This window comes from Arthrobacter sp. ISL-5 (assembly GCF_018613835.1).
Lineage (GTDB): Bacteria > Actinomycetota > Actinomycetes > Actinomycetales > Micrococcaceae > Arthrobacter.
Genome location: NZ_JAGGPM010000004.1, coordinates 89,496 through 113,883, shown reverse-complemented (window position 1 = coordinate 113,883; position 24,388 = coordinate 89,496). Strand labels below are relative to the sequence as shown.

Annotated in this window: 19 protein-coding genes; 13 read left to right on the top strand and 6 right to left on the bottom strand. The window is 66.7% G+C overall.

Features of this window, described 5'->3' with window-relative positions:
* The first annotated feature begins 221 nt into the window (after positions 1–221).
* The 4 genes from J7I89_RS02050 to J7I89_RS02035 are packed head-to-tail and all read left to right on the top strand — an operon-like array spanning position 222 to position 4,807.
* Positions 222–920: a TnsA-like heteromeric transposase endonuclease subunit gene (locus tag J7I89_RS02050; protein WP_214966821.1), complete on the top strand. Its 699-nt coding sequence runs from the start codon at positions 222–224 to the stop codon at positions 918–920.
* The gene (locus tag J7I89_RS02045) at positions 908–2,926 is read left to right on the top strand and encodes a Mu transposase C-terminal domain-containing protein (protein WP_214966819.1); all 2,019 of its coding nucleotides are present in this window, start codon (positions 908–910) and stop codon (positions 2,924–2,926) included. The genes J7I89_RS02050 and J7I89_RS02045 overlap by 13 nt, the downstream gene beginning before the upstream one ends.
* Entirely contained in the window at positions 2,919–3,959 is a 1,041-nt protein-coding gene (locus tag J7I89_RS02040) for an AAA family ATPase (protein WP_214966817.1), read from the top strand. Before J7I89_RS02045 ends, J7I89_RS02040 begins: the two co-directional genes overlap by 8 nt.
* A complete protein-coding gene (locus J7I89_RS02035) occupies positions 3,956–4,807 on the top strand; it encodes a hypothetical protein (protein ID WP_214966815.1) in 852 nt (283 codons plus the stop codon). Before J7I89_RS02040 ends, J7I89_RS02035 begins: the two co-directional genes overlap by 4 nt.
* 242 nt (positions 4,808–5,049) lie before the next feature.
* Here the strand turns inward: J7I89_RS02035 and J7I89_RS02030 are convergent, their stop codons facing one another.
* Entirely contained in the window at positions 5,050–7,443 is a 2,394-nt protein-coding gene (locus tag J7I89_RS02030; RefSeq protein ID WP_214966813.1) for an excinuclease ABC subunit UvrA, read from the bottom strand.
* 131 nt (positions 7,444–7,574) lie between these two features.
* The gene (locus J7I89_RS02025; protein WP_214966812.1) at positions 7,575–7,931 is read right to left on the bottom strand and encodes a VOC family protein; all 357 of its coding nucleotides are present in this window, start codon (positions 7,929–7,931) and stop codon (positions 7,575–7,577) included.
* Positions 7,932–8,275: 344 nt separating this feature from the next.
* On the opposite strand from J7I89_RS02025, the gene J7I89_RS02020 reads away from it, so the two are divergent.
* The 5 genes from J7I89_RS02020 (at position 8,276) to J7I89_RS02000 (ending at position 13,084) form a co-directional block, all read left to right on the top strand.
* Positions 8,276–9,457, top strand: coding sequence for a type III polyketide synthase (locus J7I89_RS02020; RefSeq protein WP_214966810.1), 1,182 nt, complete (start codon positions 8,276–8,278; stop codon positions 9,455–9,457).
* 6 nt (positions 9,458–9,463) lie between these two features.
* Complete coding sequence (locus J7I89_RS02015) at positions 9,464–10,159, top strand: class I SAM-dependent methyltransferase (protein ID WP_214966808.1); 696 nt, start codon at positions 9,464–9,466, stop codon at positions 10,157–10,159.
* Positions 10,156–11,289, top strand: a complete 1,134-nt coding sequence (locus J7I89_RS02010; protein WP_214966806.1) for an NAD(P)/FAD-dependent oxidoreductase — start codon at positions 10,156–10,158, stop codon at positions 11,287–11,289. The genes J7I89_RS02015 and J7I89_RS02010 overlap by 4 nt, the downstream gene beginning before the upstream one ends.
* Positions 11,290–11,354: 65 nt before the next feature.
* Complete coding sequence (locus J7I89_RS02005; protein WP_251044778.1) at positions 11,355–12,350, top strand: hypothetical protein; 996 nt, start codon at positions 11,355–11,357, stop codon at positions 12,348–12,350.
* Positions 12,347–13,084 (top strand): peptide deformylase, encoded by a 738-nt coding sequence (locus J7I89_RS02000; protein WP_214966804.1) that lies wholly within the window; start codon positions 12,347–12,349, stop codon positions 13,082–13,084. The genes J7I89_RS02005 and J7I89_RS02000 overlap by 4 nt, the downstream gene beginning before the upstream one ends.
* 2 nt (positions 13,085–13,086) lie before the next feature.
* Here J7I89_RS02000 and J7I89_RS01995 read toward each other — a convergent pair whose 3' ends face one another.
* Positions 13,087–15,132 carry a S9 family peptidase gene (locus J7I89_RS01995; protein ID WP_214966802.1) on the bottom strand — a complete coding sequence of 682 codons (2,046 nt, stop codon included), beginning with the start codon at positions 15,130–15,132 and terminating at the stop codon, positions 13,087–13,089.
* Positions 15,133–15,223: 91 nt separating this feature from the next.
* Between J7I89_RS01995 and J7I89_RS01990 the strand changes: the two genes are divergently transcribed.
* The 4 genes from J7I89_RS01990 to J7I89_RS01975 all read left to right on the top strand — a co-directional run bounded on the left by J7I89_RS01990 (position 15,224) and on the right by J7I89_RS01975 (position 18,370).
* Entirely contained in the window at positions 15,224–16,117 is an 894-nt protein-coding gene (locus J7I89_RS01990; RefSeq protein ID WP_214966800.1) for a methyltransferase domain-containing protein, read from the top strand.
* A 120-nt stretch (positions 16,118–16,237) separates the two neighbouring features.
* A complete protein-coding gene (locus J7I89_RS01985; RefSeq protein ID WP_214966798.1) occupies positions 16,238–16,699 on the top strand; it encodes an NfeD family protein in 462 nt (153 codons plus the stop codon).
* Between the two features lie 104 nt (positions 16,700–16,803).
* Positions 16,804–17,754: an SPFH domain-containing protein gene (locus J7I89_RS01980; RefSeq protein WP_214966797.1), complete on the top strand. Its 951-nt coding sequence runs from the start codon at positions 16,804–16,806 to the stop codon at positions 17,752–17,754.
* 268 nt (positions 17,755–18,022) lie between these two features.
* Complete coding sequence (locus J7I89_RS01975; RefSeq protein ID WP_214966795.1) at positions 18,023–18,370, top strand: RNA polymerase-binding protein RbpA; 348 nt, start codon at positions 18,023–18,025, stop codon at positions 18,368–18,370.
* A gap of 156 nt (positions 18,371–18,526) precedes the next feature.
* Here the strand turns inward: J7I89_RS01975 and J7I89_RS01970 are convergent, their stop codons facing one another.
* The 3 genes from J7I89_RS01970 to J7I89_RS01960 form a co-directional block, all read right to left on the bottom strand.
* Complete coding sequence (locus tag J7I89_RS01970; RefSeq protein ID WP_214966793.1) at positions 18,527–19,273, bottom strand: polyprenol monophosphomannose synthase; 747 nt, start codon at positions 19,271–19,273, stop codon at positions 18,527–18,529.
* A 508-nt stretch (positions 19,274–19,781) separates the two neighbouring features.
* A complete protein-coding gene (locus tag J7I89_RS01965) occupies positions 19,782–21,443 on the bottom strand; it encodes an amidohydrolase (protein ID WP_214966791.1) in 1,662 nt (553 codons plus the stop codon).
* 38 nt (positions 21,444–21,481) lie between these two features.
* The gene (locus J7I89_RS01960) at positions 21,482–24,385 is read right to left on the bottom strand and encodes an RNA helicase (protein WP_214966789.1); all 2,904 of its coding nucleotides are present in this window, start codon (positions 24,383–24,385) and stop codon (positions 21,482–21,484) included.
* Between the last annotated feature and the right edge of the window lie 3 nt (positions 24,386–24,388).

Genomic DNA, 24,388 nt, shown 5'->3' with positions numbered 1-24,388 from the left:
TAGTTGGCGAATTGCCAGACGAGGTGGCGAATCTTGTCAGCTATCTGGCGAGTCATCCTGTGATTGCCGGTCGCATCTGACATAGTCGGACGCATGTTTCGTCATCGTTCTGGCTTCTGGCGGGTGCTGACGTGATGGTAAAAGCGCCTTCCGCCGCCAAATTGCTGCCGCGGACGAGTTCCGGACTGGACATGGTCCAGTGGCGCTTTCGTGGATCCGTTGTGACTCAGGATGCCGGTCGGAAGTTGCTTGAGCTGCCGATCGTCGAAGGCGAACCTGTTCGTCTCGGCAGTCAGTGGCAGAATCGCCCCAATCAGCATGGAGTCTACTTCTGGCAACGCACGGGCCGGCATATCTGGTATGAGAGCTCCCTCGAGGCGTCTTGCCTGGTCGAGCTGGATCAATGCGGAGAGGTCGACCGGATCCTCGCCCAGCCGTTCCGGGTGCTTTTCCGGCATGGCTCGAAGGTTGTCCGTCATGATCCGGACTTCTTCGCTGTTCTCCGTAACGGGGATCAAGTGGTCTATGACGTGAAGCCGGCCAGACGGATGACCGAGGCGGTCCGTGATCAGTTCGAGGAGACGGCGCGTGTTTGCGAGATGGCCGGTTGGCGTCACGCGGTCCTCCACGAGCCGGATCGGATCCTGGCCGCCAATCTTGCCTTCCTGCGAAACGCACGGCATTCACGCGCTCATCCCGACCCTGTGATGTCCGAGCAGATCGGCAATGTCTTCTCAGGCGGACGAACCCTCGGCGAGGGCCGGGAGATGGTGAACCGGCGGTTTCCCGCATTGGCGATGCCTTTCATCAAGCACTTGATCTGGCACCGGCGGCTGTCTGTTGATCCGACCGAGCGTCTGGACTTCGACACCGTCGCGACGACAGTTCCCCGACCCGAGGAGAATCAATGCTGCGCCTGAACCTGGGCGACCTGTTGACGTGGCAGGACGAGGAATACCTCGTCGTCGCGGCCCGGCCACAGGCGGCGATGCTGCGCCGCCTTGCCGATAACGACACCGTATGGGTGGACGTAGCCTCCCTTGCCGACGAAATCACCGTGGCTGACCGACCTGAGCCCGTTGACCACACGGAGGACCTTTCGTTGACCGCCACGGTCAGCAAGGCCGACTTGGAAACCGCCCGCTGGTGGGTCGAACACCTCAACGAAGTCACGTTCGGTGTCCCGGACCCCGATGCACCGGGCGCGGTCCCCCGTCCCGGCTACGGACCTGGCACTTCCAAGCAAAGCCGTGAAGCCCTGAAGGTCAGCGAGCTATCTGCCGCCGGCTATAAGGCATCCGTGCGTAGCCTTCAGCGGAAACAGCAGCAATATGAGAGGAATGGTGTCCACGGACTCATCGACCGCCGGACCCTCACCGGGGGCAATGGGACTCCGGGGGTTGAGGACCGGATTCTTGAGGCAGTCCTCGCAGTGCTCGCGGCAACCAGGAACGACTCGACTGTCTCGGTCTCCACGCTGATCGACAAGACCCGTGTCCACCTCGCGCAGCGCTACCAAGGTGAGGATGTCGTACTTCCGTCGGACCGGACGATGCGGCGGGTCTTCGCAGCGTACGACCGCCGGGGCCTGGCCACGGGCAAGGCGACCACCCGTAGAAGTGAAGCCAACCGACACGACCGGGGACCCAGGCCTGTCGCGGCGACAACTCCGGGACAGTACGTTGAGATTGATTCCACCCCGATCAATGTCATGGCGTTGCTCTCTGACGGCACCCCGGGCAGGGTGCACCTGACGGTGGCGATGGACGTAGCCACCAGATCGATCCTGGCCTTCGACATCGTCCCCTCCGGTGCATCTGGAGTTGAGCACGCAGATCTTCTCGGACGGATGCTCCGTCCGCGCGCCTCCAGGGTGGATGCACCTGAGGACATGCGCCTGGACCGGGCCCGGGACCTCCCGTCGGCTGCAATGGCGGCCGCCGACGAACGCCAGATCGGCGCTGTCGCAGTGCCATATATTGTCCCGGAGACGATCACGACCGACCGCGGCAAGGACTACCTGTCCGAGACTTTCATCTCGGCATGCCGCCACTTCGGGATCAGCGTCATCCCCTCCCCTCCGCACTCCCCCACCTACAAGGGCCACATCGAACGGCTGATGGGCACGATTGAGACTTCCTGGATGCAAAAGCTTCCCGGTTATGTGGGCAACAGCGTCTCTAACCGGGGCCGGGTGATCGATCATGCGAGCCTGCTCACGATCCGTGAACTGCGCGAGTCTTTCGAAGAATGGTGGGTGCGCGTCTACCAGAGGACCCCACACAGTGAGCTGCGCGACCGTGACCTGCCGGCTCGCTGCTACAGTCCCAACCAGATGTACTCCGCGCTCTTCGACGCAGGAGCAGGTATACCGGTGCCGATTGACCAGGCCACCTTCATCAGCCTCATGCGACCTTATGCTCGCACCATCCAGAATGACGGCATTCACATCGATAACCTCACCTACTGGCACGACGAGCTGGTGGGGCTCCGCAAACTAACCCCGCCCACCAAAGACGGAAAGTGGGTCATCCGCAAAGACCCCTACGATCCGGACCGCGTCTGGGTCCAACACCCGGAAAGCGGCGAGTGGCTGGAGTGCGTTTCTGAGTCCTACCGGCGCGACATCTATCCCTTCGCCTCCGCACTGCGGCTCCTGCGCAACACGCCCCAAGCGCAGGCCACCCTCGCGGACGAATGGTCAGCTGAACAACTTGCCCGCACCGCTGACGCGGCTCGGGCAGGACGCAGGAAGAAGACGAAGAAGGCCGAGAAAGCACACGCGGTCCTCGCACGGCGGGAAGCGGACACCGAACCACGCCCCACCCGGATCAGCGCCCCCGAACCGGCCGCATCCGAGACCTCCGAGCACACCCGTGACGACTTCGCCGTCGTCCGCGCCACCGACAGGTTTTGGAATGACTGAACCCTCGACCGGCCAGATCACGCCGGCAGTGAAGAACACCCTTATCGGGATGCGACGCCAAATCGACCGTGTCGTTGCAGAACCCGGCAAGCTCACCCGGGCCGTCTACGAAGCGCTCACAACCGCCGGGCAGCTTGCCTACGATGAGAGCCGGGTGCGGTGGTTCGGCTCGGGATTCACGCTTCGTAGCGAGGCGACCACAGAGCTGCTGCGCAGCGTCCGAGGCTACATCGCGATGCGCGACATGGACGCCGTTGGCAGCCAAGGCGTGTGCGTCCTTACCGGACCGGCCAACGTCGGAAAGTCCACCACCCTGCTGCAGCTGGCCAAGGAAGTCGAGGCCCGCACCGAACGGCGCCACCCGGGCTTTCGCGACGACGGACGTGTTCCCGTGGTCTCCATCGAGATGCTGCCCGGAGCTACCCCCAAAGGGGTCGCAACCTCGATCCTGGACTTCTTTGGCGTGCCCCACCGCCAGCGAGACGCCCACCAGGTCCTGGTCCGGCAGGCCGCCGAAGTCATGGCCCTCCGCCGGACCTCGCTGCTCATTGTCGACGAATTCCATGCAGTCCAGCTCGATGGCCGTCGCGGCGACGACGCCATCAACACAGTGAAGGCCATCATCAACAACACCGGCGTCGTGACCGTTCTGGCAGGCATCGACCTCGACCTGCAGTTGGGCAGCCGCGCTGCAGAGCAGCTCATGGCCCGCGGTGAAACGCACCGGCACGCACCTTTCGACTACGCCTCCGAGGCCTCCCGCCAGTCATGGACACGGCTCGTTGACGCCTTTGCCAAGCAGATGTACCTCATCGACGGTCCTCCGGATCTCAGCCCGTACGCCGACGCGCTCCATTCACTCACAGAAGGCCGCATCGGCGCACTGCGCCGCATTCTCGGATTCGCAATGCTGACCATGCTCGAAGAAAAGTCCTCTCCCGCCGATCCTGAAACACTGCTTGAGGAGCACATGGGCGCAGGATCCCGGCGGCTCGTGGCCGCGCAGAAGCCCAAGAAGCGGAAGGCCGCATGAACCGTGCCGGGACAGTGCCCGGGCAACTCCACCCACAGGTCGTGCGGCCCCGGCCCCACCAGTTCGAGAACCCCGACTCCTATCTCGCCCGGCTGTGCGCAGCCAATCTCATCGACGGCAACTACATCCGGCGCCTGATCCAGAACCGCCGATTCCGCACAGGCCGCCCTGACGAGCTTGCCCACGTCATCAATGAGCTCGGCGGCCCCGACGTCGGACACTTCCACCGCGAGTACGCCCGCGCCACCGCCCAGCCTGCCCCGCGGCTGAAGGACGCCTTCCCAAGCCGCCAGCAGAAGCGAGCCGCCTGCTCGCGCTGTGTCGGCGGCGAACACATCGACACCTACGACCACCGCCGCTTCATGATCTGCCTCAAGCACAACCGCTGGATAGGCCAACACACCACCGACCAGCGGCAGATCATCGACTACGAACTGCGCACTGTTGAACGACGTTTCCGCCGCATCGCGGCCACCGGTCTCGTCCCGGTTGGAGCCCACGACGCCATCATCGCCGCCATCGACCGCCACGCGCCCGTACTCACGGACCACCTCTGGCTCGGCCACCGACCACACGGCCACCCCGACATCGACCGCTACCCCGCCCGGGTCCGCATCCTCAAAACCATCGCCGACTACCTCGGCACACACTGGCCCCTCGAGCGCGAGATCAGCACCTTGCACCGCCGTCCCGAACAAGCCCGCCTCTACACCCACCTTCGCCTGGACCTGGCATGGCTCGGCGCCCCTGCCCAGACATGGAAACTCATCGACGAACTCGTCGATGTGGTGATCGGCGTCCTTACCAACCGCACCGACAGATTCCTCTTATCTCCGACGCGTTCCTGACCTGCAGGGACCAGCGGCCGCCAGCTCCAATCGCGCGGTTCCTCGAGGCAGTCATCGTGGCCGAAGCACTCAACTGCTAGGCCTCACCCCGGCGAGAGGGGCCGAATTGCCGCCGTAAATCCCGCTTCTCGCCAAGATGGCTGTCAACTCAGCTGACCCACCTCCGCGTGGCCCTGCCCTGTCCGCAAATCTGCCTTGTCAATTTCGCCAACTACATTGGCAAGCCACAGTCAGGACCTCGGTCACGTGCCGACGTAGGCCGCGAGGTGCTCGCCGGTGAGGGTGGAACGCGCGGCGACCAGGTCAGCGGGTGTGCCCTCGAAGATGAGTTTGCCGCCGTCGTGGCCGGCGCCCGGGCCGAGGTCGATGATCCAGTCGGCGTGCGCCATGACCGCCTGGTGATGTTCGATGACGATGACGGACTTGCCGGAGTCGACAAGCCGGTCCAGCAAACCGAGCAGCTGCGCGACGTCGGCGAGATGCAGGCCGGTGGTCGGCTCGTCGAGGATGTAAATATCACCCTTCTCGGCCATCTGGGCGGCCAGCTTGAGCCGCTGCCGCTCGCCGCCGGACAGCGTGGTGAGCGGCTGGCCGAGTGTGAGGTAGCCCAGGCCGACATCGGCGAGCCGGTCGAGGATGTTGTGTGCGGCTGGCGTGCGCGCCTCACCGTCTCCGAAGAACGCCTCGGCTTCGTTCACCGACATCGCGAGCACCTCGGCGATGTTGAGGCCGCCCAGCCTGTACTCCAGCACCGAGGCCTGGAACCGCTTCCCGTCGCACTCCTCGCAGGTGGACTCGACGGTGGCCATGACGCCCAGGTCGGTGTAAATCACGCCTGCGCCGTTGCAGACAGGGCAGGCGCCCTCGGAGTTGGAGCTGAAAAGCGCCGGCTTCACGCCATTTTCCTTCGCGAACGCCTTGCGGATGGGCTCGAGCAGACCGGTGTAGGTCGCCGGGTTGCTGCGGCGCGACCCGCGGATCGCGCCTTGGTCGACAACCACCACGCCGTCACGGCCTGCAACTGAGCCGTGGATCAGCGAGCTCTTGCCTGAGCCGGCGACGCCCGTGACCACGCAGAGCACGCCGAGCGGGATGTCGACATCCACGTCCCGGAGGTTATTCGTCGACGCGCCACGGACCTCCAGGGCGCCGGAGGACGAACGCACCGAATCCTTGAGGGCCGCCCGGTCATCGAGGTGGCGGCCGGTGATGGTGTCGCTCCCCCGCAGCCCCTCCAATGTGCCCTCAAAGCAGACGGTCCCGCCCTCTGTGCCGGCGCCGGGTCCGAGGTCGACGACGTGGTCCGCGATTGCGATCGTCTCCGGCTTGTGCTCCACAACGAGCACGGTGTTGCCCTTGTCGCGCAGCTGCAGCAGCAGGTTGTTCATGCGCGCGATGTCATGGGGGTGCAGGCCGATCGTGGGCTCGTCGAAGACGTAGGTGACGTCGGTGAGTGACGAACCGAGGTGGCGGATCATCTTGGTGCGCTGTGCCTCTCCCCCGGACAACGTGCCCGCCGGCCGGTCGAGCGAGAGGTAGCCGAGGCCGATCTCGGCGAACGAATCGAGGAGGTGCTGCAGGCCGGCGACCAGCGGGGCGACCGACGGTTCGTCCAGGTCCCGGACCCAGTCGGCCAGGTCGCTGATCTGCATGGAACAGACGTCGGCGATGTTCTTCCCCTTGACCTTCGAGGACAGGGCCCCCTTGCTGAGCCTGGTCCCGCCGCACTCGGGACAGGTCGTGAAGGTGATGGTGCGGTCCACGAACGCTCGGATGTGCGGCTGCAGCGAATCGACGTCCTTGGACAGGATCGACTTCTGGATCTTGGGGATCAGCCCCTCATAGGTCAGGTTGATGCCCTCGACCTTGATCTTCGTCGGTTCCTTGTAGAGCAGATCGTGCAGCTGCCTCTTGGTGAACTTGCTGATCGGCTTGTCCATGTCGAAGAAGCCGGAGCCGCTGAAGATGCGGCCGTACCATCCGTCCATGCTGTAGCCCGGGATCGTGAGCGCACCCTCACTGAGCGACTTGGTGTCGTCGTACAGCGCGGAAAGGTCGAAGTCGTTGACCGAGCCCATGCCCTCACAGCGCGGACACATGCCGCCGAGACGGTTGAAGGTCGCCTTTTCGGTCTTCGTTTTGCCTTCGCCGCGCTCGACGGTGATGGCACCGCTGGCCTTCACCGACGGGACATTGAACGAGTACGCGTTGGGCGAGCCGATGTGCGGCTGACCGAGCCGGCTGAAGAGGATGCGCAGCATCGCGTTGGCGTCGGTGGCGGTGCCGACGGTGGACCGGGGGTTGGCCCCCATTCGCTCCTGGTCGACGATGATCGCCGTCGTCAGGCCGTCGAGCACGTCGACGTCCGGCCGCGACAGCGTCGGCATGAAGCCCTGCACGAAGGCGCTGTAGGTCTCGTTGATCATCCGCTGCGATTCCGCGGCAATCGTGCTGAACACCAGCGAGCTCTTGCCCGAGCCCGAGACGCCGGTGAACACCGTGAGCCGGCGCTTCGGGAGTTCGACGCTGATGTCCTTGAGGTTGTTCTCACGCGCGCCCTGCACACGGATCAGATCGTGGCTGTCGGCACCATGCAGCGCAGGCGGCTGCGTGTCCGTCCTCGTGACAATGCTCATCTTGGCTCCATCTCTGAGGCAGGGCGCCTTGGCGGCCTCCGTCGGCGTCGTCTGGCTCTATCTAACCAGCTTCGGGCGGCAGGTCCGGCCCGGAGTCGCTTCGACCCGCGGCGACTCCGGGCCCGGCCGACTTATTGGTCCTGAAGCAGCCCGAGCACGTTGCCATCGGGGTCGGTGACGGTGGCTACCAGGCGGCCGCCGCCGACGTCGTGCGCGGGCTCCTTCACGGTGGCACCCGCGGCGGTCACCTCGGCCAGCTTCGCTTCGATGTCCGGCACGTGCCAGTAGGCCACCGGTGAGGTCATGCCCTGCGGTCCCCCGCCCGGCACCAGCCCGATGTGCTGGCCCTCGGCCTCGAAGCCGACATAGTAGGGCCCCTCGGTTTGCGGCGGCACGCCGAGGAGGGCGGCGTACACCGCTGTGGCCGCCGCCAAGTCGGAGACGGGATGGAGCACGGTCTTGATTCCCTGAGTGGAAGAGCCGGTCATGGTCACTCCTGAGGTCGTGGGTAGTCGAAATTGTCTGGCCTAGGGACGAACAGGACGCCCGGTCGCCCCCGATGCCGATGTCGCCGTCGGGTCTCCGCTAAAACGGTCCTGGCCCGTAATCGAAGGCGGTACCGCCGGGACCGCCTTCGGGCTGGTCACATGCGAGATCGTGCCACGTCATACCGGAGTTGTCTAGCACCGGCGGCGTCCCGCTGACAGTGGACGAAACACGCTTCAGCGGCGCGTAGTACTTCTCTCCACCGGGCTGAACGTGCTGGTCAGCGGCATGATCCGGTCCGTACCCATCCATTGTCTTAAGCTGCGGTCTCGCTAAGAATGAACCAATGACGGTCTATGTGCGAGCCCTCGAAACTGCTGTTCCGCCGACACTGCTGATCCAGACGGAAGCCCGGGATGTCTTTGCCGCCCAGCCCGGCCTGACGCGGCTCGGCTCACGGCTGGTGTCCACATGCTTTGACTCCGCCGCCATTGACACCCGGTATACGGCGGTGCAGGAGCTGACGCGCGATTCCCGGGCGGACAATCCGCAATTTTTCGACCCCGACACCGGCCTGCTCAGGAGCCCCAGCACCAAGGCCCGCAACGACCTCTTCGCCGCCGAGGCCACGAAGCTTTTCATCGAGGCGGCCCACGCGGCCGTCGCCAACTGTGCCGGCATCGATCCAGCTGACATCACTCACCTCATCACGGTTTCCTGCACCGGATTCTTCAATCCCGGCCCTGACTATAAGATCGTCCGCGCCCTGGGCCTCAACCCGGCCGTGCAGCGGTACCATCTGGGCTTCATGGGCTGCTACGCCGCGTTTCCGGCGCTCCGGGCTGCGAAGTCCTTCTGCGAGGCGGACCCGGACGCCGTCGTCCTGGTCGTGTGCGCCGAACTCTGCTCGCTCCATGTCCGGACGTCCAACGATCCGGACACCATCATGGGGTCGGCGCTGTTTGCGGACGGCGCCGCAGCCGCCGTCGTGACGGCGCGCGAGGTTCCCGAATCAACGGCGCTGCTCCAGCTGGACCACTTTGAGACCGTCCTCACCCCGGTGGGTGAAGACTCGATGGCCTGGAACATCGGTGACGAGGGATTTGAGATGGTCCTCGGCAACTACGTGCCGCACATCATCGACGACCACATCGTCGGTGCCCTTGAGCCGCTGCTCGCCCGCGACGCCTCGCTGCGCGGACTCCCCTACCGGGACATCACACACTGGGCCATCCATCCCGGCGGCCGGAGCATTCTGGACAAGGTGCAGTCCCGGCTGGAGCTCACGGACGAACAGCTGGTCCCGGCCCGCGAAACGCTGCGGAACTTCGGCAACATGAGCAGCGCGACGGTGCTGTTTGTCCTCAAGCACATCCTCGTCCTCCCGCCGCGTGATGGCGATGAGCGCATCTGTTCAATGGCCTTCGGACCCGGGCTGACCGTGGAGACGGGTCTTTTCACGAAGGTGCGGCAGCCCCTGCCGGACATCCCGGTGCTCGCCGGTGAGGCCGAATCGTCCCTCGCCTGACCCGCCATGGGAATACTGGGCGCGCGCGACACCCACGCCGTCGAGGAAATGGACCGGCCGGACTGCGATCCGGACCGCCTTGACCGCACCTACAGGCAGTTTGCGCTGGTCAACCGCGCTCTGTCCGGCTGGCATGGTCTGTATCGCAGCAGGGTACGGCCGCTCCTCTCCACGACCGGCCGGGCCACCCTCTTGGACATCGGCTGCGGCGGCGGCGACCTTGCCCTGCTGTTCGCCCGTTGGGCCGTCAGGGACGGAATTGAACTCCGCGTCACCGGCATCGATCCGGACGAGCGGGCCTACCGCTTTGCTGCGAGCCGCGAGCCGGTGCCGGGCGTGCAGTTCCGCCAGGCCACCAGCGCCGAGCTTGTCGCGGAGGGCGCGGCCTACGACATCGTGGTTTCGAACCATGTGCTGCACCACCTCGACGCGGACGAACTGCAGTCGTTCCTTCGCGACTCGTCCACGCTGGCGCTGCGCGCTGCGTTTCACAATGACCTCCGGCGCAGCGCGGCGGCCTACGCCCTGTTTGCGGCCGCCGCGCTGCCGCTCACGGGCTCGTACATCCGCCGCGACGGCCTGACCTCGATCAGGCGCAGCTACACCGTTCCCGAACTCGCCGCCGTCGTCCCCCACGGCTGGACAGCGGAGCCCCACTCCCCTTTCCATTGCCTCCTCACCTACCGCAAAGGCGCGGAATGACCGACGTCCTGATCGTGGGCGGCGGGCCGGTGGGCCTGTATCTGGGCGCGCTGTTGCTTCAGCACGGGGTGACAGTCCGGATACTGGAGAAGCGGACCGGCCGAAACGCGCACACGAGGGCCATCGGCATCCATCCCCCGGCGCTCGCTGCCCTGGACCGCATCGGGGTGGCCTCCTCGCTGGTCGCCCGGGGCGTCCCCATCCGCCGCGGCCGCGCCGTCAGTGCCGGCCGCGAGATCGCGCACATGCCGTTCGGCCCGGTCTCCGACCGCTACCCTTTTGTCCTCGCCGTCCCCCAGCCGGTGACGGAGTCAATCCTTGAGCGCCGGCTTCTCGAACTGGACGGCGGCGCGCTGCTTCGCGGGGCCGAGGTGACGGACATGCACGACGACGGCGCCCGGGTCACCCTGGCCGTCACCGGAGCGGGCGTTCCGCCGAGTCTGTCCGCCGCCCTGGCGGTCGGGGCGGATGGCGCCAATTCAACGGTGCGCCGGCTGCTGTCAGTGCCTGCCCGTGAACGGCGGTATCCGGACCACTACCTGATGGGCGATTTTCCCGAATCCAGCGGGTATGGCAGCGATGCGGCCCTGTTCCTCGAGGAGGACGGCATTGTTGAGTCCTTTCCGCTGCCCGGTGGAGTGCGCCGCTGGGTGGTCAGGCTGAACCGCCCGCCGGTCCATCCGGACGCCGCGGAACTCGCCGGGCTCGTCGCAGCCAGAACTCGGGTGGCGGTGGACGCCTCCCGTAACAGCATGCTCAGCAGCTTCGGCGTCCGGTCGCGGCTGGCCTCGAGCATGGTGGCCGGCAGGACGGCCCTCATCGGCGACGCCGCCCACGAAATCAGCCCCATCGGCGGGCAGGGCATGAACCTTGGCTGGCTCGACGCCGAGTCCCTGCTGCCGGTCATCCTTGCCGCCTTGCACGGCCAGCCGACCGGGGCTGCGCTTCGCCGCTTCGATGCCGCGCGCCGCCGGGCCGCCACGGGAGCCAGGCGACAGGCGGAGGTGAACATGGCGCTGGGCAGGCCGCTCCCGGGCGGCGTGCTGCGGGCCCGAAACACTGCGATCGCCCGGGTGGCGGCCGTGCCTGCGCTCAACGCGTTCGTGGCTAGACGGTTCACCATGCAATGAGCGGCAGTCCCTGTGCGGAGAGCAGTCCCCGTGCGGCGGCGGGGGCCCCGGCCTAGACTGCAAGCATGCGTCCCCGCTTGTGGACCGCCCGACGCCGGAACATGGGTCCCGCCGTCGTTCTCGCCGCCGCGGCGTTGCTGGCCCCGGCAGCCTGCACCCTGCCCGCTGAGGCGCCCCGGACGCCTAATGCATCGGCTGGTTCGACGTCCCCGCCACCTGTCACGGCCATGGTGAACCAGTTCCGGGACAACTACGGGAAGCAGATCATCGAGATCCAGCTGACTAACAACAGCGCAGACACAGTTACTGTCCATGCCGCGAGCATCACCACCCCGCTCTTCGCCGCCGGGATAGCCTGGCGGGCTTCGCCGGACGGAACCCAGATTCCGCCCGGCCAGGCAAAGAGCCTGCCGGCGCAGCTGACAGCCGCCAACTGCGGGACGGGCACCGGGACCACCGGACCCATGGCTCCCGGCCCCGGGAATCCCGGCACGGAGGCCCAGGGAGTTGCCTCCGTCACGGTCCGGCTGACGCCGAACGGTGCCCAGGAGAGCCTGCCTGCCACGGACCCGTTTGGTGTCCTCGTTCGGAACAACACCGAACAGTGCCTGGCAAGGGATGCCGGCGCCGTGGCCAACATCGCTCTCGAGCCGGAGCTGACCGTGCCTGGTGATGCCCGGCGGGCCGTGCTGCGGCTGTCCATCCGGCCGTCGGCGAGCACTTTACCCGCACAGCAGGGCGGCGGAAGCGGAGCCGGCCGGCTGGTCATCGAGCGCATCGACGGCACGCCGCTTCTGGCTGAGGACCCGGCCAGGCCGTGGCCGCTGAACTTGGCCGTCGAGGCCGGCGGGCCCGCCCAGGTGATTGAACTGGGAATCCGCCCGGCCCGATGCGATCCGCATGCCGTGGCCGAGGACAAGGTGGGCACAGTCATCCCGCTGCGTGTCGCAGTGGGCGCTAGGACAGGCATCCTGAAGGTCGCCGCGGACAGGGATCTGAGGGGCAGGATCCTTGACTTCGTCACGGCCGCGTGTGCGCGCACCACTAGGCTGTCCCCATGAGCCACGCATCGCCGCCAACGTCCTTCAGCCCGGCCGAGATCCGGGAGCTCGTGCAGGAATTGCTCGCCATGGACACGCTGCCGCCCATCGTGCAGGCCGGCCATCCGGTGCTGCGGCAGCGTTCCGCCCTTTTCGACGGCCAGCTAGAAGCGGCTGAACTAAGCCAGCTGATAACGCTGATGAGGAAGGTCATGCACGAAGCCCCCGGCGTCGGGCTGGCCGCGCCGCAACTGGGTATTCCGCTGCAGCTGGCGGTCCTGGAAGACCAGTTCGAAATAGACGAAGAGACGGCAGCAGCCCGCGGACGTTCTCCATTGGACTTCCTCGCCATCCTCAATCCGTCCTACACCCCGCTGGGAGACACGACTGCCGCGTTCTTCGAAGGCTGCCTCTCCGTCTCGGGGCTGCAGGCGGTGGTGGAGCGTCCGGAGCGTGTCCGTCTCGACTTTGTGACACCGGAGGGTCAGCCTGCCAGCCGGGACTTTTCCGGCTGGCAGGCGCGAATCGTCCAGCATGAGACCGACCATCTCCTGGGAACGCTGTATCTCGATCGCGCCGAACTGCGCTCACTGAGCACCAACAGCGAGTACGCCGCGCGCTGGGCGGAGCCGGGCATCGGCACAGCCCGACGGGAACTCGGCTTCATGACCGGACAGCCACTCGGCAGCCAGGAAGCACCCGGCACGCCGGGTGCGTCAGGCCAGCCAGAGGCGACGGACCAGCCGGACGCGTGAGGCTAACCGGTCGGGCCGGGATTCCCGGCCGTTGGCAGGAATCGCGCCCACCACGCCAGGATGTGCTCGAATCGCTGGCGGCGGTGGTGCGGCGTGCCTGACCGGGAGAGTTCATGGTCCTCCCCCGGAAAGACAAGGAACGCCGATTCCACGCCCTGCTGCTTCAGCATGGTGAAGTACCGCTGGCCCTGTTCCACCGGGCAGCGCAGATCGTCCTCGCTGTGGATGACGAGGGTGGGTGTCCTGACGGCGGCAATCGCTGCCATGGGACTTTGCGCCGCCACCAGCTCTGCCGAGCGGCCGTTATATTCGCCGCCGAAGAACCATCCGATGTCCGATGAGCCGGTAAAGCTGACGGGATCCAGGAAACCGCGCTCCACGATGGCGGCCTTGAACCGGTGGTCCTGGCTGATGGTCCAGGCTGTGAGGTAGCCGCCATAGGAGCCGCCCATGATCCCCACGGCACCATGATCGAGCGAGGAGAATTTCTTCAGGGCACCGTCGAGGAAGACGAGCACGTCCTGCATGTCAACAGTGCCCATCCGCTCCTTGATGGACCGGCCGTGCGCCTGGCCGTAGCCTGCCGATCCGCGCGGGTTGCACAACACCACCGCGTAGCCTGCCTCGGCATACACCTGCGCTTCGTCAAACAAGGCGACGGTGTACTGGGAGAACGGACCGCCGTGGATGTTCAGGAGCACGGGGTGCGGGCCCTTGCCCAGGGGCATCAGCACCCACCCGTGCACCGGGTAACCGTCGGCCGAGGGGAACGTCAGCTCTTGCGGTTCGATGATTCCGGCCTCCGTGCGGAGCGCTGACGAAAAGTCGGTGAGCAGCCGAAGCTGGCCCCCCTCGAGGACACAGACGTCACCGGCCGTGGCCGAGTCGGAGACGCTGACGTAGACCGAGCCTCCTGCCGCAGTGGCTCCCGTGACAACCCTGTCACCGTGGACCAGGAGGGCGTGGCTGCCGGTGGCGCTGAACTCCAGCAGCTCAACCGTGCCTTGCGCGTTGTTGACCACCAGGGCGCCGTCGCTTCCGCGGAGTTCAATCCGGGCGCCCGGCGCCGCAACGTCCATGTGTTCCGCGTCGCTTAGCGCCCGTGCCTCGCCGCCTGCTGCGGGCATGACCTGCAGGACCGTGTTCTTCGCCACAAAGTCCTGGCCCGTGCTGCCCAGGTCCTGCGCCGTGAAGAACAGCCATTTTCCGTCCGACGATTCGCGGACGTCCTGGACAGTCTGCGGCCCGGCGTTGGTGGCGTCGACGCAAACCGGCTCCCCGCCGTCGGCCGGAACGCGGTAGATCCCGCTGACCAGGTCCTCGTCGGCGGCTTCGTGAAGGGCCGCGACGAAGTACACGGAGGTGCCGTCTCGGCTGAAGGACTCGCCGGTGTGGTCGGTCGCCGCCGTGGTGAGCTGCCGGGCGTCGGGAAGTCCGGCCACCTTTGCGCCGCCGCCGGTCTCCGGGGGCTGATTCCTGTCGCGGAGGGCACGCCCCGCCGGCTGGACCACCGGCTCCGCGCCCAGGTCCGGCACATCCAGCGTGAAAAGCTGAAGCGGCTTGTCCCGGGTGTAGCCCACGCCGTTCATCCTGTATTTGTAGTCCGTGATGAGCCGGGCATCTTCGCCGCCGGAGCTGACGCCGTCCACCGTGCCGTAACGCCCGGCTTCCGGCTCCCTGGAACTGAAAACAATCCGCTGGGAATCGGGCGACCAGGCGAACGAGGACACCCCCAGGGCCCGGCCGGTCAGGGCCTGGGGCTCTCCGCCGGCGGCTTCCACCACGTGGAGCTGGGGCTTGCCGCCGGCAGCGGCCCGGAGGAAAGCCAGCACGCGCCCGTCCGGTGAAAACGCCGGGGCCGTGTCGCGGAAGCCGCGCGTTACGAGCCGCGGCCGTTTATCGGGGTCCTGCGGCACGCTCCACAGCTGGCCCACGTACGCGTCGGCGTCGAAGTCGGGACGCGTAACCGACACGACGGCGCGGGTGCCGTCGGGATGAACGGCGGGGGCGGAGACGGACTTGAGCAGCGGCAGATGTTCAGGCTTCACCCACGTGAGCCTAGCGTTTCCGGCGCGGCGTGTGAAACACCTCACGTAGCCCCTTCTGCTGTCCCGGAGCAACAGCCCTAGGATTGTCCCTATGCCTCTCCGCCTACCGTCCCTGCTGTGCCCTGTCTGCAGGAAGACGCTCTCTCCTGCCTTGAGGGATGGCGAGGCTGGCGCGGCCGCCCGGCCCCGGGCCCTGGCCTGCGCGGAGGGCCACAGCTTCGATGCCGCCCGGCAGGGCTATTTCAATCTGCTCGTGGGCAAGGGCACCGCCTTCCAGCCGGATTCCGCCGACATGGTGGCGGCCCGGGCCGCGTTCCTCGACGCCGGGCACTACCGGCCGCTGGCCGCCGCGGTCGCCGGCGCGGCGGCCCCCGCGCTGCAAGGACCCGAACCGGCCGTGCTGGACTCAGGAACAGGCACGGGCCATTACCTTCGGGCAATCCTGGACCAGGCGGGCAGCGGCGGCCCTATCGCCGCCGTAGGCCTGGACATCTCGAAGTTCGCGCTCCGGCGGGCGGCGAAGCTTAACCCCGGAGCCGTGAACCTGGTCAGCGATGTCTGGCAGCAGTTCCCGGTGGCGGACGCCGCCGTCGACGTCGTTACTGTGGTGTTCGCACCCCGCAACGCGGCCGAATTCGCCCGGGTCCTCAAGCCCTCGGGACGGCTGGTTGTGGTGACGCCGCGGCCAGGGCACCTCGCGGAAATCGCCAGCCAGGCCGGCATGCTCGGCATCGAAGCGGAAAAGGACGAACGGCTGGCCGACGCGCTTACGGGCCACTTTGAGCTGCTGTCCGCCCAGGACGTCGACCTGGCTCTGGGGTTGTCCCCGCAGGACGTGGCCAACCTGGCGCTGATGGGCCCCGCCGGCCACCACACGGACCGCCCGGCCCTCACGGCCAGGCTCGCCGGTTTACCCGCCGTCACCGCCGTCACCGGGAAGTTCCGGATCAGCGTCTTCCTCCCCCGAAGAACCGCAGCCGCATAACAGCTTGGCCACGTTCCGGCGCGGGTCGAACCTTCACTGCCAGGTCCCGCTGCTTCGGTCTAGGATGGAAGAAAGTTACGGAGGGTCTGCCCCGCAGCCCCCGGAATCAAGGGGGAACGGATGTTTGAATGGCTTAGCCAAAACTGGTGGGCGCTCTGGCTCACGGTCTTCCTGGTCTTCGCTGCCGTGGAAATGCTGACCCTTGATCTCTTCTTCATCATGCTTGGCGGCGGCGCCCTGGCCGGGCTCGTGGCCGACTTTGCCGGCGCCGATCTCTGGCTTCAGATCGTGGTCTTCTGCGTCGTATCGCTGCTCATGATCGCGTTCGTCCGCCCGATCACCCTCAAACACCTGCACAAAGGCCCCGCCGAACAGCGAACCAACGTTGACCGCCTGATCGGCGAATCCGCCCTCGTCATGGAGGCGGTGTCCGCCACCGGAGGACGGGTGAAGATCGGCGGTGACGTCTGGAGCGCGCGGTCCGAGTCCGGCGTCCTGACTGAGGGCCAGCGTGTAATCGTCGCAGCCATTGACGGCGCGACGGCGGTGGTGGCTCCGCAGGCCGAAACTGCAATCCAGTAAGTACCGCAAGGTAAAGATTTCTGCCGCCGCCGTTGCGGCGTCAGCAGTTGCGGCGGGCGATCCGCCAAGGTAGAGCTTCACTGAATTTGGGGAGAAGGAGAAGTATGGATAGCCCAGGAGGAATCGCCGTCACTGTAGTGATGCTGGTCCTGATCGTCTTTGTCGTCATTGTGTTGGTCCGCTCGGTGCGGATCGTGCCGCAGGCCAGGGCCGGAGTGGTTGAACGCCTCGGAAAGTACCAGCGGACCCTCAACCCCGGCCTGACCATCCTTATCCCGTTTGTTGACCGGCTGCTGCCGCTCCTGGACCTCCGCGAGCAGGTTGTTTCGTTTCCGCCGCAACCCGTGATCACAGAGGACAACCTCGTAGTGTCCATCGACACCGTGGTCTACTTCCAGGTGACCGATCCGCGGGCCGCCACGTACGAGATCGCCAACTACATCCAGGCCGTGGAGCAGCTGACCACCACCACGCTCCGCAACGTCGTCGGCGGATTGAACCTGGAGGAGGCGCTGACCTCGCGGGACCAGATCAACGGCCAGCTCCGCGGGGTGCTGGACGAGGCCACGGGCCGCTGGGGAATCAGGGTTTCCCGGGTGGAGCTGAAGGCGATCGATCCGCCCCACTCCATCCAGGATTCGATGGAAAAGCAGATGAGGGCCGAACGCGACCGCCGGGCCGCGATCCTGACCGCCGAAGGCACCAAGCAGTCGGCCATCCTGACGGCCGAAGGCCAGCGGCAGGCCGCCATCCTCAAGGCCGAGGGTGATGCCAAGGCGGCCATCCTTCGCGCCGACGGTGAGGCCCAGGCTATCCAGAAGGTCTTCGACGCCATCCACAAGGGCAATCCGGACCAGAAGCTCCTGGCCTACCAGTACCTCCAGACGCTGCCCAAGCTCGCCGAGGGCACGTCCAACAAGCTATGGATCATTCCGAGCGAAGTGGGCGAAGCACTTAAGGGCATAGGCAACGCGTTGGGCGGGGCTAACCCGGATCCGCGCTCGGGCGATTTGTTCGGGCCCGGCCCTGATGCGGGCAAACAGCCCGCATCGTAGCTGAAGGCATGTAGGTTGCGGGGAACGGGAGGCACGCCGCCAGGGGTGCCTCCCTTTTTCCTGCCGCCGCGCACCTGCGTTGCCGTGAGTGCAGGAAAGCCGTATAATAGTATATTTGTCCGGCCGGATCAGTCCGGGCGGAACAACAATGCTTGGCAAAGCGTTTCATCTAGTGATGCTACGTAGAGCACACCGTAGTCCGCAGGCCGCTTTTTAGCCTGCGGCTAGCGCGGAGCGCGGCTCCGCGAACCGACCAGAGGGAGAAATCATGAGCGATCGCAGCCTGCGGGGTATGCGACTTGGCGCACAAAGCATGGAGACCGAATCCGGCGTGGAGCCGGCTCCGCGTCAGCGGGTTGAGTACCGGTGCGAGGACGGCGAACAGGTGTTTGTAACCTTCTCCTCCGAAGCCGAAATTCCCCCTGTATGGGTCTCCAAGACCGGCAAGGAAGCGCTGCTCGTCGATGGCGAACGCCCGGACACCAGCAACGAAAAAGCCGTCCGCACCCACTGGGACATGCTGCTGGAACGCCGGTCCCTTCCCGAGCTTGAGCAGATCCTCGACGACCGCCTCACCATTCTGCGCGAACGCCGTGGCGAACGGCGCTCCGCCTAGCCGGCACTAAGACGCCGAGCTAAGACGCCGAAAGGCCGGATCCGCTGCGTTCCTTGAACGCAGTGAATCCGGCCTTTTTTGTGCCGGGTGGTGGACCGGCAAGTTGCCCTGCCGGCCGGTCCGGGCGGCTAGGCCCGGCTGGCTAGGCCCGGCTGGCTAGGACCGGCTGTCCGCCTGGTTTTTTCCGGTCAGTTTGTTCCAGCGGGCCGTCAGGCCCCACTTCGTCACGTTGATCATGGCCTCGACGACGATGTTGCCGCTCATCTTCGAGGCGCCCAGCTCGCGCTCCACGAACGTGATGGGCCGTTCCACAATGGTCAGCCCCATTTTGGCGACGCGCCAGGCCAGGTCCACCTGGAAGCCGTAGCCCACGGACTCGATCTGGTCGAGGTTCAGCTTCTCGAGGGTGGTGCGGCGGAAGGCACGGTAGCCGCCGGTGACGTCCTTGATTTTGACGCCGAGCATGATGCGCGAATACGTGCTCCCGATGCGGGAAATCGCCTGCCGGTACAGCGGCCAGTTGACCACCTTTCCGCCGCGCACCCACCGCGAGCCCATGGCGAGGTCAGCACCCTGTTCCACCGCGTCCAGGAGCTGCGGAAGCTGCTCGGGCTGGTGCGATCCGTCGGCATCCATTTCGACGAGGACGTCGTACCCGGCGTCGAGGCCCCATTTGAAGCCGGCAATGTAGGCCGCTCCCAGCCCTTCCTTGCCCTTGCGGTGCAGGACGTGAACCTGGCTGTCTTCGGCAGCGATGCTGTCCGCCAGCTGTCCGGTGCCGTCCGGGCTGTTGTCGTCCACGACCAGGACGTCGGATGCCGGCACAGCGGCACGCAGACGGCCGAGCGTTATGGGGAGCGACTCCAGCTCGTTGTAGGTGGGAATGATGGTGAGGACACGCACAGGGAGGCCTTTCCTGGATGGGAGCGGTCAGCGCGCGTGGAGTACGGCGGGACCGCCGACTCGCAAAGCGCAACTCTCCATTATACGGGCCCGCACCGGCCCCCATTCCCGCCGTCGCCCGGTTCCCGCCGCACATGACGGAAGCCTTCAGGGTTGCGCCCCGGGATGCCACGGGCAGGTCCACACTGCCGCGGGCCAGTTCCGGACTACGCGATGGGCGTTAAGGGAACTGTTTTCTGCTGCGTTGTGGACCTGCCCCGGAATGCCGCCCGCCCGAGTCACCAGACGGCTGTCGCGTTCCAAAAGGTGGAGCGGCGGCCAGACAGATACTGCTCCAAAAGCACCCGTCCGTTGACCCTCAATGCTACGGACTGCCGGTTGCCTGTCAACCGGCGCCTGACCAGCTCTTACGTGCATCGGCGCAGGTCAGCGCCGGATTCGATGCCGGCAAACCGGCACCGAATCATGCGTGGAAGGCGGTTTGTTGCAGCGGCCGTGGCGCCCGCGGTCAGGCGCGGAGGGTGTCGGCGGAGAACAGTTCCATCCCGTTCCGCACGGTCTGAAGGCAGCGCGGGTCTGTTCCGGTGTCCAGGGCCGGAAGCAGGGGCGTCCTGGCGCGCGGATCCGTACTCCAGGACTGGACCCTGCCGTCGGCCACCTGGACCATGAGTTCCTCGACGTCCCAGACCGCAAACGTTGCCGGAGCACCCGGCACCAATTGTCCGGCCATCGGGTTGGCGTGCCTGGCCGCCCGCCAGCCTGCCCGCGTGTGACCGAGGAATGCTGCCCGGGCGGATATCCGTTGCGCAGGATTGCTGTGCTCAAGGCAGGCCCTCACGCTGGACCACGGGCGCAGCGGGGTCACCGGGCTGTCGCTTCCGAAGCAGATGGGAACGCCTGCCGAATAGAAGGAGGCAAAGGGGTTCATGTTCTCGCTCCGGGAACCCAGGCGCTGGTCGTAGAGCCGGCCCGGGCCACCCCATGCCGCGTCAAACGCTGGCTGGACGCTCACCGTCACCGAGTACTTGGCGAGGCGCGCTATAGCCTCGGCGTCGGCCATTTCCACGTGTTCGAAGCGGTGCCCGGCCGCGCGGACCGGCTGCTCCCCCACTTCCGCGGCTGCCAGGTCCAGCGCATCCAGGGCGGCGTCGAGGCCGGCGTCGCCGATGACGTGGAACCCGCCCTGGATTCCCAGCAGGGAACAGGCGGCCAGGTGTGCGGCGGCCTGATCCGCGGAAAGATACGTTGTGCCCTGCTCCCCCGGGGCGTCGGTGTACGGCTCCCGAAGGGAAGCCGTCCGGGAACCGATGGAACCGTCGATGTTCAGGTCGCCAGCAAGCCCCCGGACCGGAACGCCCAGCTCCGTGAGGAGCGCCTCGGCGTCCGCCGCCGACGTCGCGAGTTGACCCCAGTAGGCGAGGACCTCGGGCACGGGCGCGGAATCCGCCCCAGAGTTCCAGCCGGCTGCCAGCTGCAGATCGAGCGGGCTCCCGATGTGCGGTGCACCCATTTCCGCAAGTGCCACGTAGCCGTTGGCCGCGGCTTCGGCCAGCGCGCGCCGCTGGTGGTCCTGCAACTCGGCGGCGGAGAGGCGCCTGGTGGCCAGCCGTGCCGCGGCATGTGCCTCGCGTTTGACGTGGCCGCCGGGCGCGAACCCGTCAAGTTCCCGCAGGCCGGCCGCAGCAGCCAATGCCGGGGACACGAGCGCCGAATGGGCGTCCACCCGTGACAGGTAGACCGGCCGGCCGCCGGCAGCGCGCTCCAGCTCGCTCGGTTCCGGCAGCGTGGGATCATCCCACAGTGACTCGTCCCAGCCGTGCCCCAGGATGGTGCCTGCCCCGCCGGATCCGGCCACGGCGTCCAGCAGCTCCCGGGCCGAGCGGACATTGGCCAGCTGCAGCGCGCCAAGCGCAATGCCCGTCTCCGTCAGGTGAACGTGGGAATCCACGAACCCGGGGGCCAGCAGCGCGCCGCGGAGATCGATGACTTCCATGGAGCTGTCGGCGATCGACGTCGCGGCCTGTTCGGAGCCCACCCATGCGATAGTGCCGCCATCCACGAGCATGGCGGTGGCGAAAGGGTCAGCCGCCGTGTAGACGGAGCCGTTCCGGTACATCGTCACCCTCGACGGTCCGGTACCGGCGTGGGCGCGTGTGTCTGCTTCGGTCATGGGGGTGGAACTCCTTGGGGGTTTTTCGTGTGCGGGATTCAGACCACGGTGGAGTAGGCCACTACTCCCCGCCTGACAAGTTTGATGGCCTCGGCGCACAGCCGGGCAAGCCGCGGATCCAGCCCCGGAATCTTGGCCAGCTGGTCCAGCAGGTCAATCACCTGCTTGACCCACCGGACGAAGTCCCCGGCCGCGAGCTCAGTGCCGTTGAGCACCTCCTGGAGGTGGCGCCCGCGGGCCCACTTGTACATGGGCCAGATCAGGCCAAGCTCCGGCTCGCCCGTGAGGGGAAGCTTGTTCTGCTCCTCCACGTCCTCCAGCGCCGACCATTCCCGCACCACGATGTCCACGGCGGTTTCGAGCGAGACGCTGGGCATGCGCGGCCTGAGGCCGCGGTCCTCCCGCTTGGCCTGGTACACGAGCACGCTGGCGAAGGCCGCCACCTCCACGGCGTCGAGGTCGTCGAACGCGCCCTGGCGCAGTGCCTGTGAGATCAGGAGGTCCTTCTCGCCGTAGATCCGGCGCAGGCGCTGCCCGTCGGTGCTGATTCTGTGCTTGCCCGGTTCCGGCGTTTCCAGGTATCCGTAAGCGGACAGGACATCGCACACCCGGTCGAACGTTTTGGCGATGGTGTTCGTGCGGCCCTGGATCTGGCGGACCAGCCCGTCCGTTTCCTTCCGCAGCTTCCACCAGCGTTCCGACCACCGGGCGTGGTCCTCACGCTCGCTGCAGCCGTGGCACGGGTGGGCGCGCAAGGCACGCCGCAGGTCGGCGATCTTCTTTTCCTGGTTCGGAAGAACCGCGCCCAGGCCGAAGTCGTTGTTGCGGCTGCTGCCCCTGGCCGGCGGACGGTTCTCCCGCAGCGCGTTCCGGACGGAGGAGGCCAGGTCCCGCCGGGACTTGGGCACCTTCGCATTGAAGGACTTGGGGATCCGGATCCTGGTTAGCGGTGAGATGGGTCCTTCGAGGTCGTCGATGCCGATCCTGCGCAACTGGCTGTCCAGCGTGAGCACGGCAGGCCTCGGCTCCCGGGAGCTGTGGTCCGAACTCAGCACCACCGCAACCCCGGGTGCCCGGCCGGCCGGGACGTCCACAACATCGCCCGGCAGCAGGCGGCTGAGGGAGTCTTCGTTGAGCGACTTCCGTGCCCTCGACTTGCTGCGTGACGTGAAGTTCTCGGCGTCGGAGAGTTCCCGCCGCAGCCGCGCATATTCGGTGAAGTCGCCCAGGTGGCAGGTCATGGACTTGGCATACCCGGCCAGGGACTCCTCGCGGCTGCGCACCTGCTTGGCCAGTCCCACCACCGACCGGTCCGCCTGGAACTGGGCGAAGGAGGACTCGAGGATCTCCCGGGCCCGCGGGCGGCCGAACTGGGCGAGCAGGTTGATGCTCATGTTGTAGGTGGGCCTGAAGCTGGAGTTCAGCGGATAGGTCCGGCGCGATGCCAGGCCCGCCACCGCCGCGGGATCCGTGCCGGGCTGCCAGAGGACCACGGCGTGGCCTTCGACGTCGATGCCCCGCCGCCCGGCCCTGCCGGTCAGCTGCGTGTACTCCCCCGCCGTGATGTCCACGTGGGCTTCACCGTTGAATTTGTCGAGCTTCTCCAGGACCACCGAGCGTGCCGGCATGTTGACCCCGAGGGCCAGGGTCTCAGTGGCAAACACGGCCTTCACCAGGCCCTCGGCGAAGAGCTTTTCGACGACCTCCTTGAAAGTGGGCAGCATGCCCGCATGGTGCGCCGCGATGCCCCTCAACAGCCCGTCACGCCAGTTCCAGAATCCCAGCACCTCAAGGTCGTCAGAGGGTATCTCCTCGCCCGCCTCGTCAACACGCTGGGCAATGATCCGCTGTTCCTTCTCGGTGGTCAGCCACAGCCCTGCGGCCACACACTGGGACACCGCGGCGTCGCAGCCCGCCCGGGAAAAGATGAACGTGATGGCGGGAAGGAGGTCCTGCCGGTCCAGGCTGGCGATGACCTGCGGCCGGCTCGCCTTCCTGACAGCCGTGCGTGGCGGCGTCTGCTGGGACCGGTCGTCAGCACGCTGACGCTGCTGCCGCCGCTGGCTGCGGCCGCCGTGGCCGAAGCGACCCTGGAAGTTCAGTTGGCTTTCGGCCCGGGCCATGGACAGCAGCTCGGGGTTGACCTCGAAGCCGCGCTGTCCGGCGGCGTCCGGACCCGGTGCCGCCGGCAGAGCGGAGGCGGCGACGGGGTCGCCTTCGGGCGCGATTTCGTCGAAGGTGGTCTCTCCGGCGAACAGATCCACAATCTCCTTGCCGACCATCACGTGCTGCCACAGCGGGACAGGCCGGTGCTCGGACACGATGACATCCGTGTCCCCCCGGACGGTGTCCAGCCACGCGCCGAACTCCTCTGCGTTGGAGACGGTGGCGCTGAGCGAAGCCACCTGGACTTCGCTGGGCAGGTGGATGATCACTTCCTCCCACACGGCGCCCCGGAAGCGGTCGGCCAGGTAGTGCACCTCGTCCATGACCACGAAGCCGAGGTCGTCCAGGGAAGCGGAGTCGGCGTAGAGCATATTGCGCAGCACCTCGGTGGTCATCACAACCACGGGCGCTTCGCCGTTGATGCTGGTGTCCCCCGTCAGCAGCCCCACATTCTGCGCACCGTACTTCTCCGTGAGCTCGGAGAACTTCTGGTTGCTCAGGGCCTTGATGGGGGTGGTGTAGAAGGCTTTCAGCCCGCGCTGCAGCGCCAGGTAGATGGCGAACTCGCCCACGATCGTCTTGCCGGCGCCGGTGGGTGCGGCCACGAGGACGCCGCGGCCTTCCTGCAGCGACCTGCACGCCTGCCGCTGGAAATCATCCAGGTCAAAGTCCAAGGTCCGGGCAAACGAGCCCAGATGGGTTTTGGATTCCGCCGTCCGTTCGGCGCTGGCCCGGTAGCGTTCGGAGGGCGACGATGAACCGGTTGTGGTGGACATGCC

Bases quoted from the DNA above. Each gene is read 5' to 3' on its own strand.
- J7I89_RS02030 (WP_214966813.1), bottom strand. From the start codon at position 7,443: ATGAGCATTGTCACGAGGACGGACACGCAGCCGCCTGCGCTGCATGGT.
- J7I89_RS02045 (WP_214966819.1), top strand. From the start codon at position 908: ATGCTGCGCCTGAACCTGGGCGACCTGTTGACGTGGCAGGACGAGGAA.
- J7I89_RS01960 (WP_214966789.1), bottom strand. From the start codon at position 24,385: ATGTCCACCACAACCGGTTCATCGTCGCCCTCCGAACGCTACCGGGCC.
- J7I89_RS02000 (WP_214966804.1), top strand. From the start codon at position 12,347: ATGAGCCACGCATCGCCGCCAACGTCCTTCAGCCCGGCCGAGATCCGG.
- J7I89_RS02020 (WP_214966810.1), top strand. From the start codon at position 8,276: ATGACGGTCTATGTGCGAGCCCTCGAAACTGCTGTTCCGCCGACACTG.
- J7I89_RS01985 (WP_214966798.1), top strand. From the start codon at position 16,238: ATGTTTGAATGGCTTAGCCAAAACTGGTGGGCGCTCTGGCTCACGGTC.
- J7I89_RS01975 (WP_214966795.1), top strand. From the start codon at position 18,023: ATGAGCGATCGCAGCCTGCGGGGTATGCGACTTGGCGCACAAAGCATG.
- J7I89_RS02010 (WP_214966806.1), top strand. From the start codon at position 10,156: ATGACCGACGTCCTGATCGTGGGCGGCGGGCCGGTGGGCCTGTATCTG.
- J7I89_RS01990 (WP_214966800.1), top strand. From the start codon at position 15,224: ATGCCTCTCCGCCTACCGTCCCTGCTGTGCCCTGTCTGCAGGAAGACG.
- J7I89_RS02025 (WP_214966812.1), bottom strand. From the start codon at position 7,931: ATGACCGGCTCTTCCACTCAGGGAATCAAGACCGTGCTCCATCCCGTC.
- J7I89_RS02005 (WP_251044778.1), top strand. From the start codon at position 11,355: ATGCGTCCCCGCTTGTGGACCGCCCGACGCCGGAACATGGGTCCCGCC.
- J7I89_RS01965 (WP_214966791.1), bottom strand. From the start codon at position 21,443: ATGACCGAAGCAGACACACGCGCCCACGCCGGTACCGGACCGTCGAGG.
- J7I89_RS01980 (WP_214966797.1), top strand. From the start codon at position 16,804: ATGGATAGCCCAGGAGGAATCGCCGTCACTGTAGTGATGCTGGTCCTG.
- J7I89_RS02035 (WP_214966815.1), top strand. From the start codon at position 3,956: ATGAACCGTGCCGGGACAGTGCCCGGGCAACTCCACCCACAGGTCGTG.
- J7I89_RS02015 (WP_214966808.1), top strand. From the start codon at position 9,464: ATGGGAATACTGGGCGCGCGCGACACCCACGCCGTCGAGGAAATGGAC.
- J7I89_RS02040 (WP_214966817.1), top strand. From the start codon at position 2,919: ATGACTGAACCCTCGACCGGCCAGATCACGCCGGCAGTGAAGAACACC.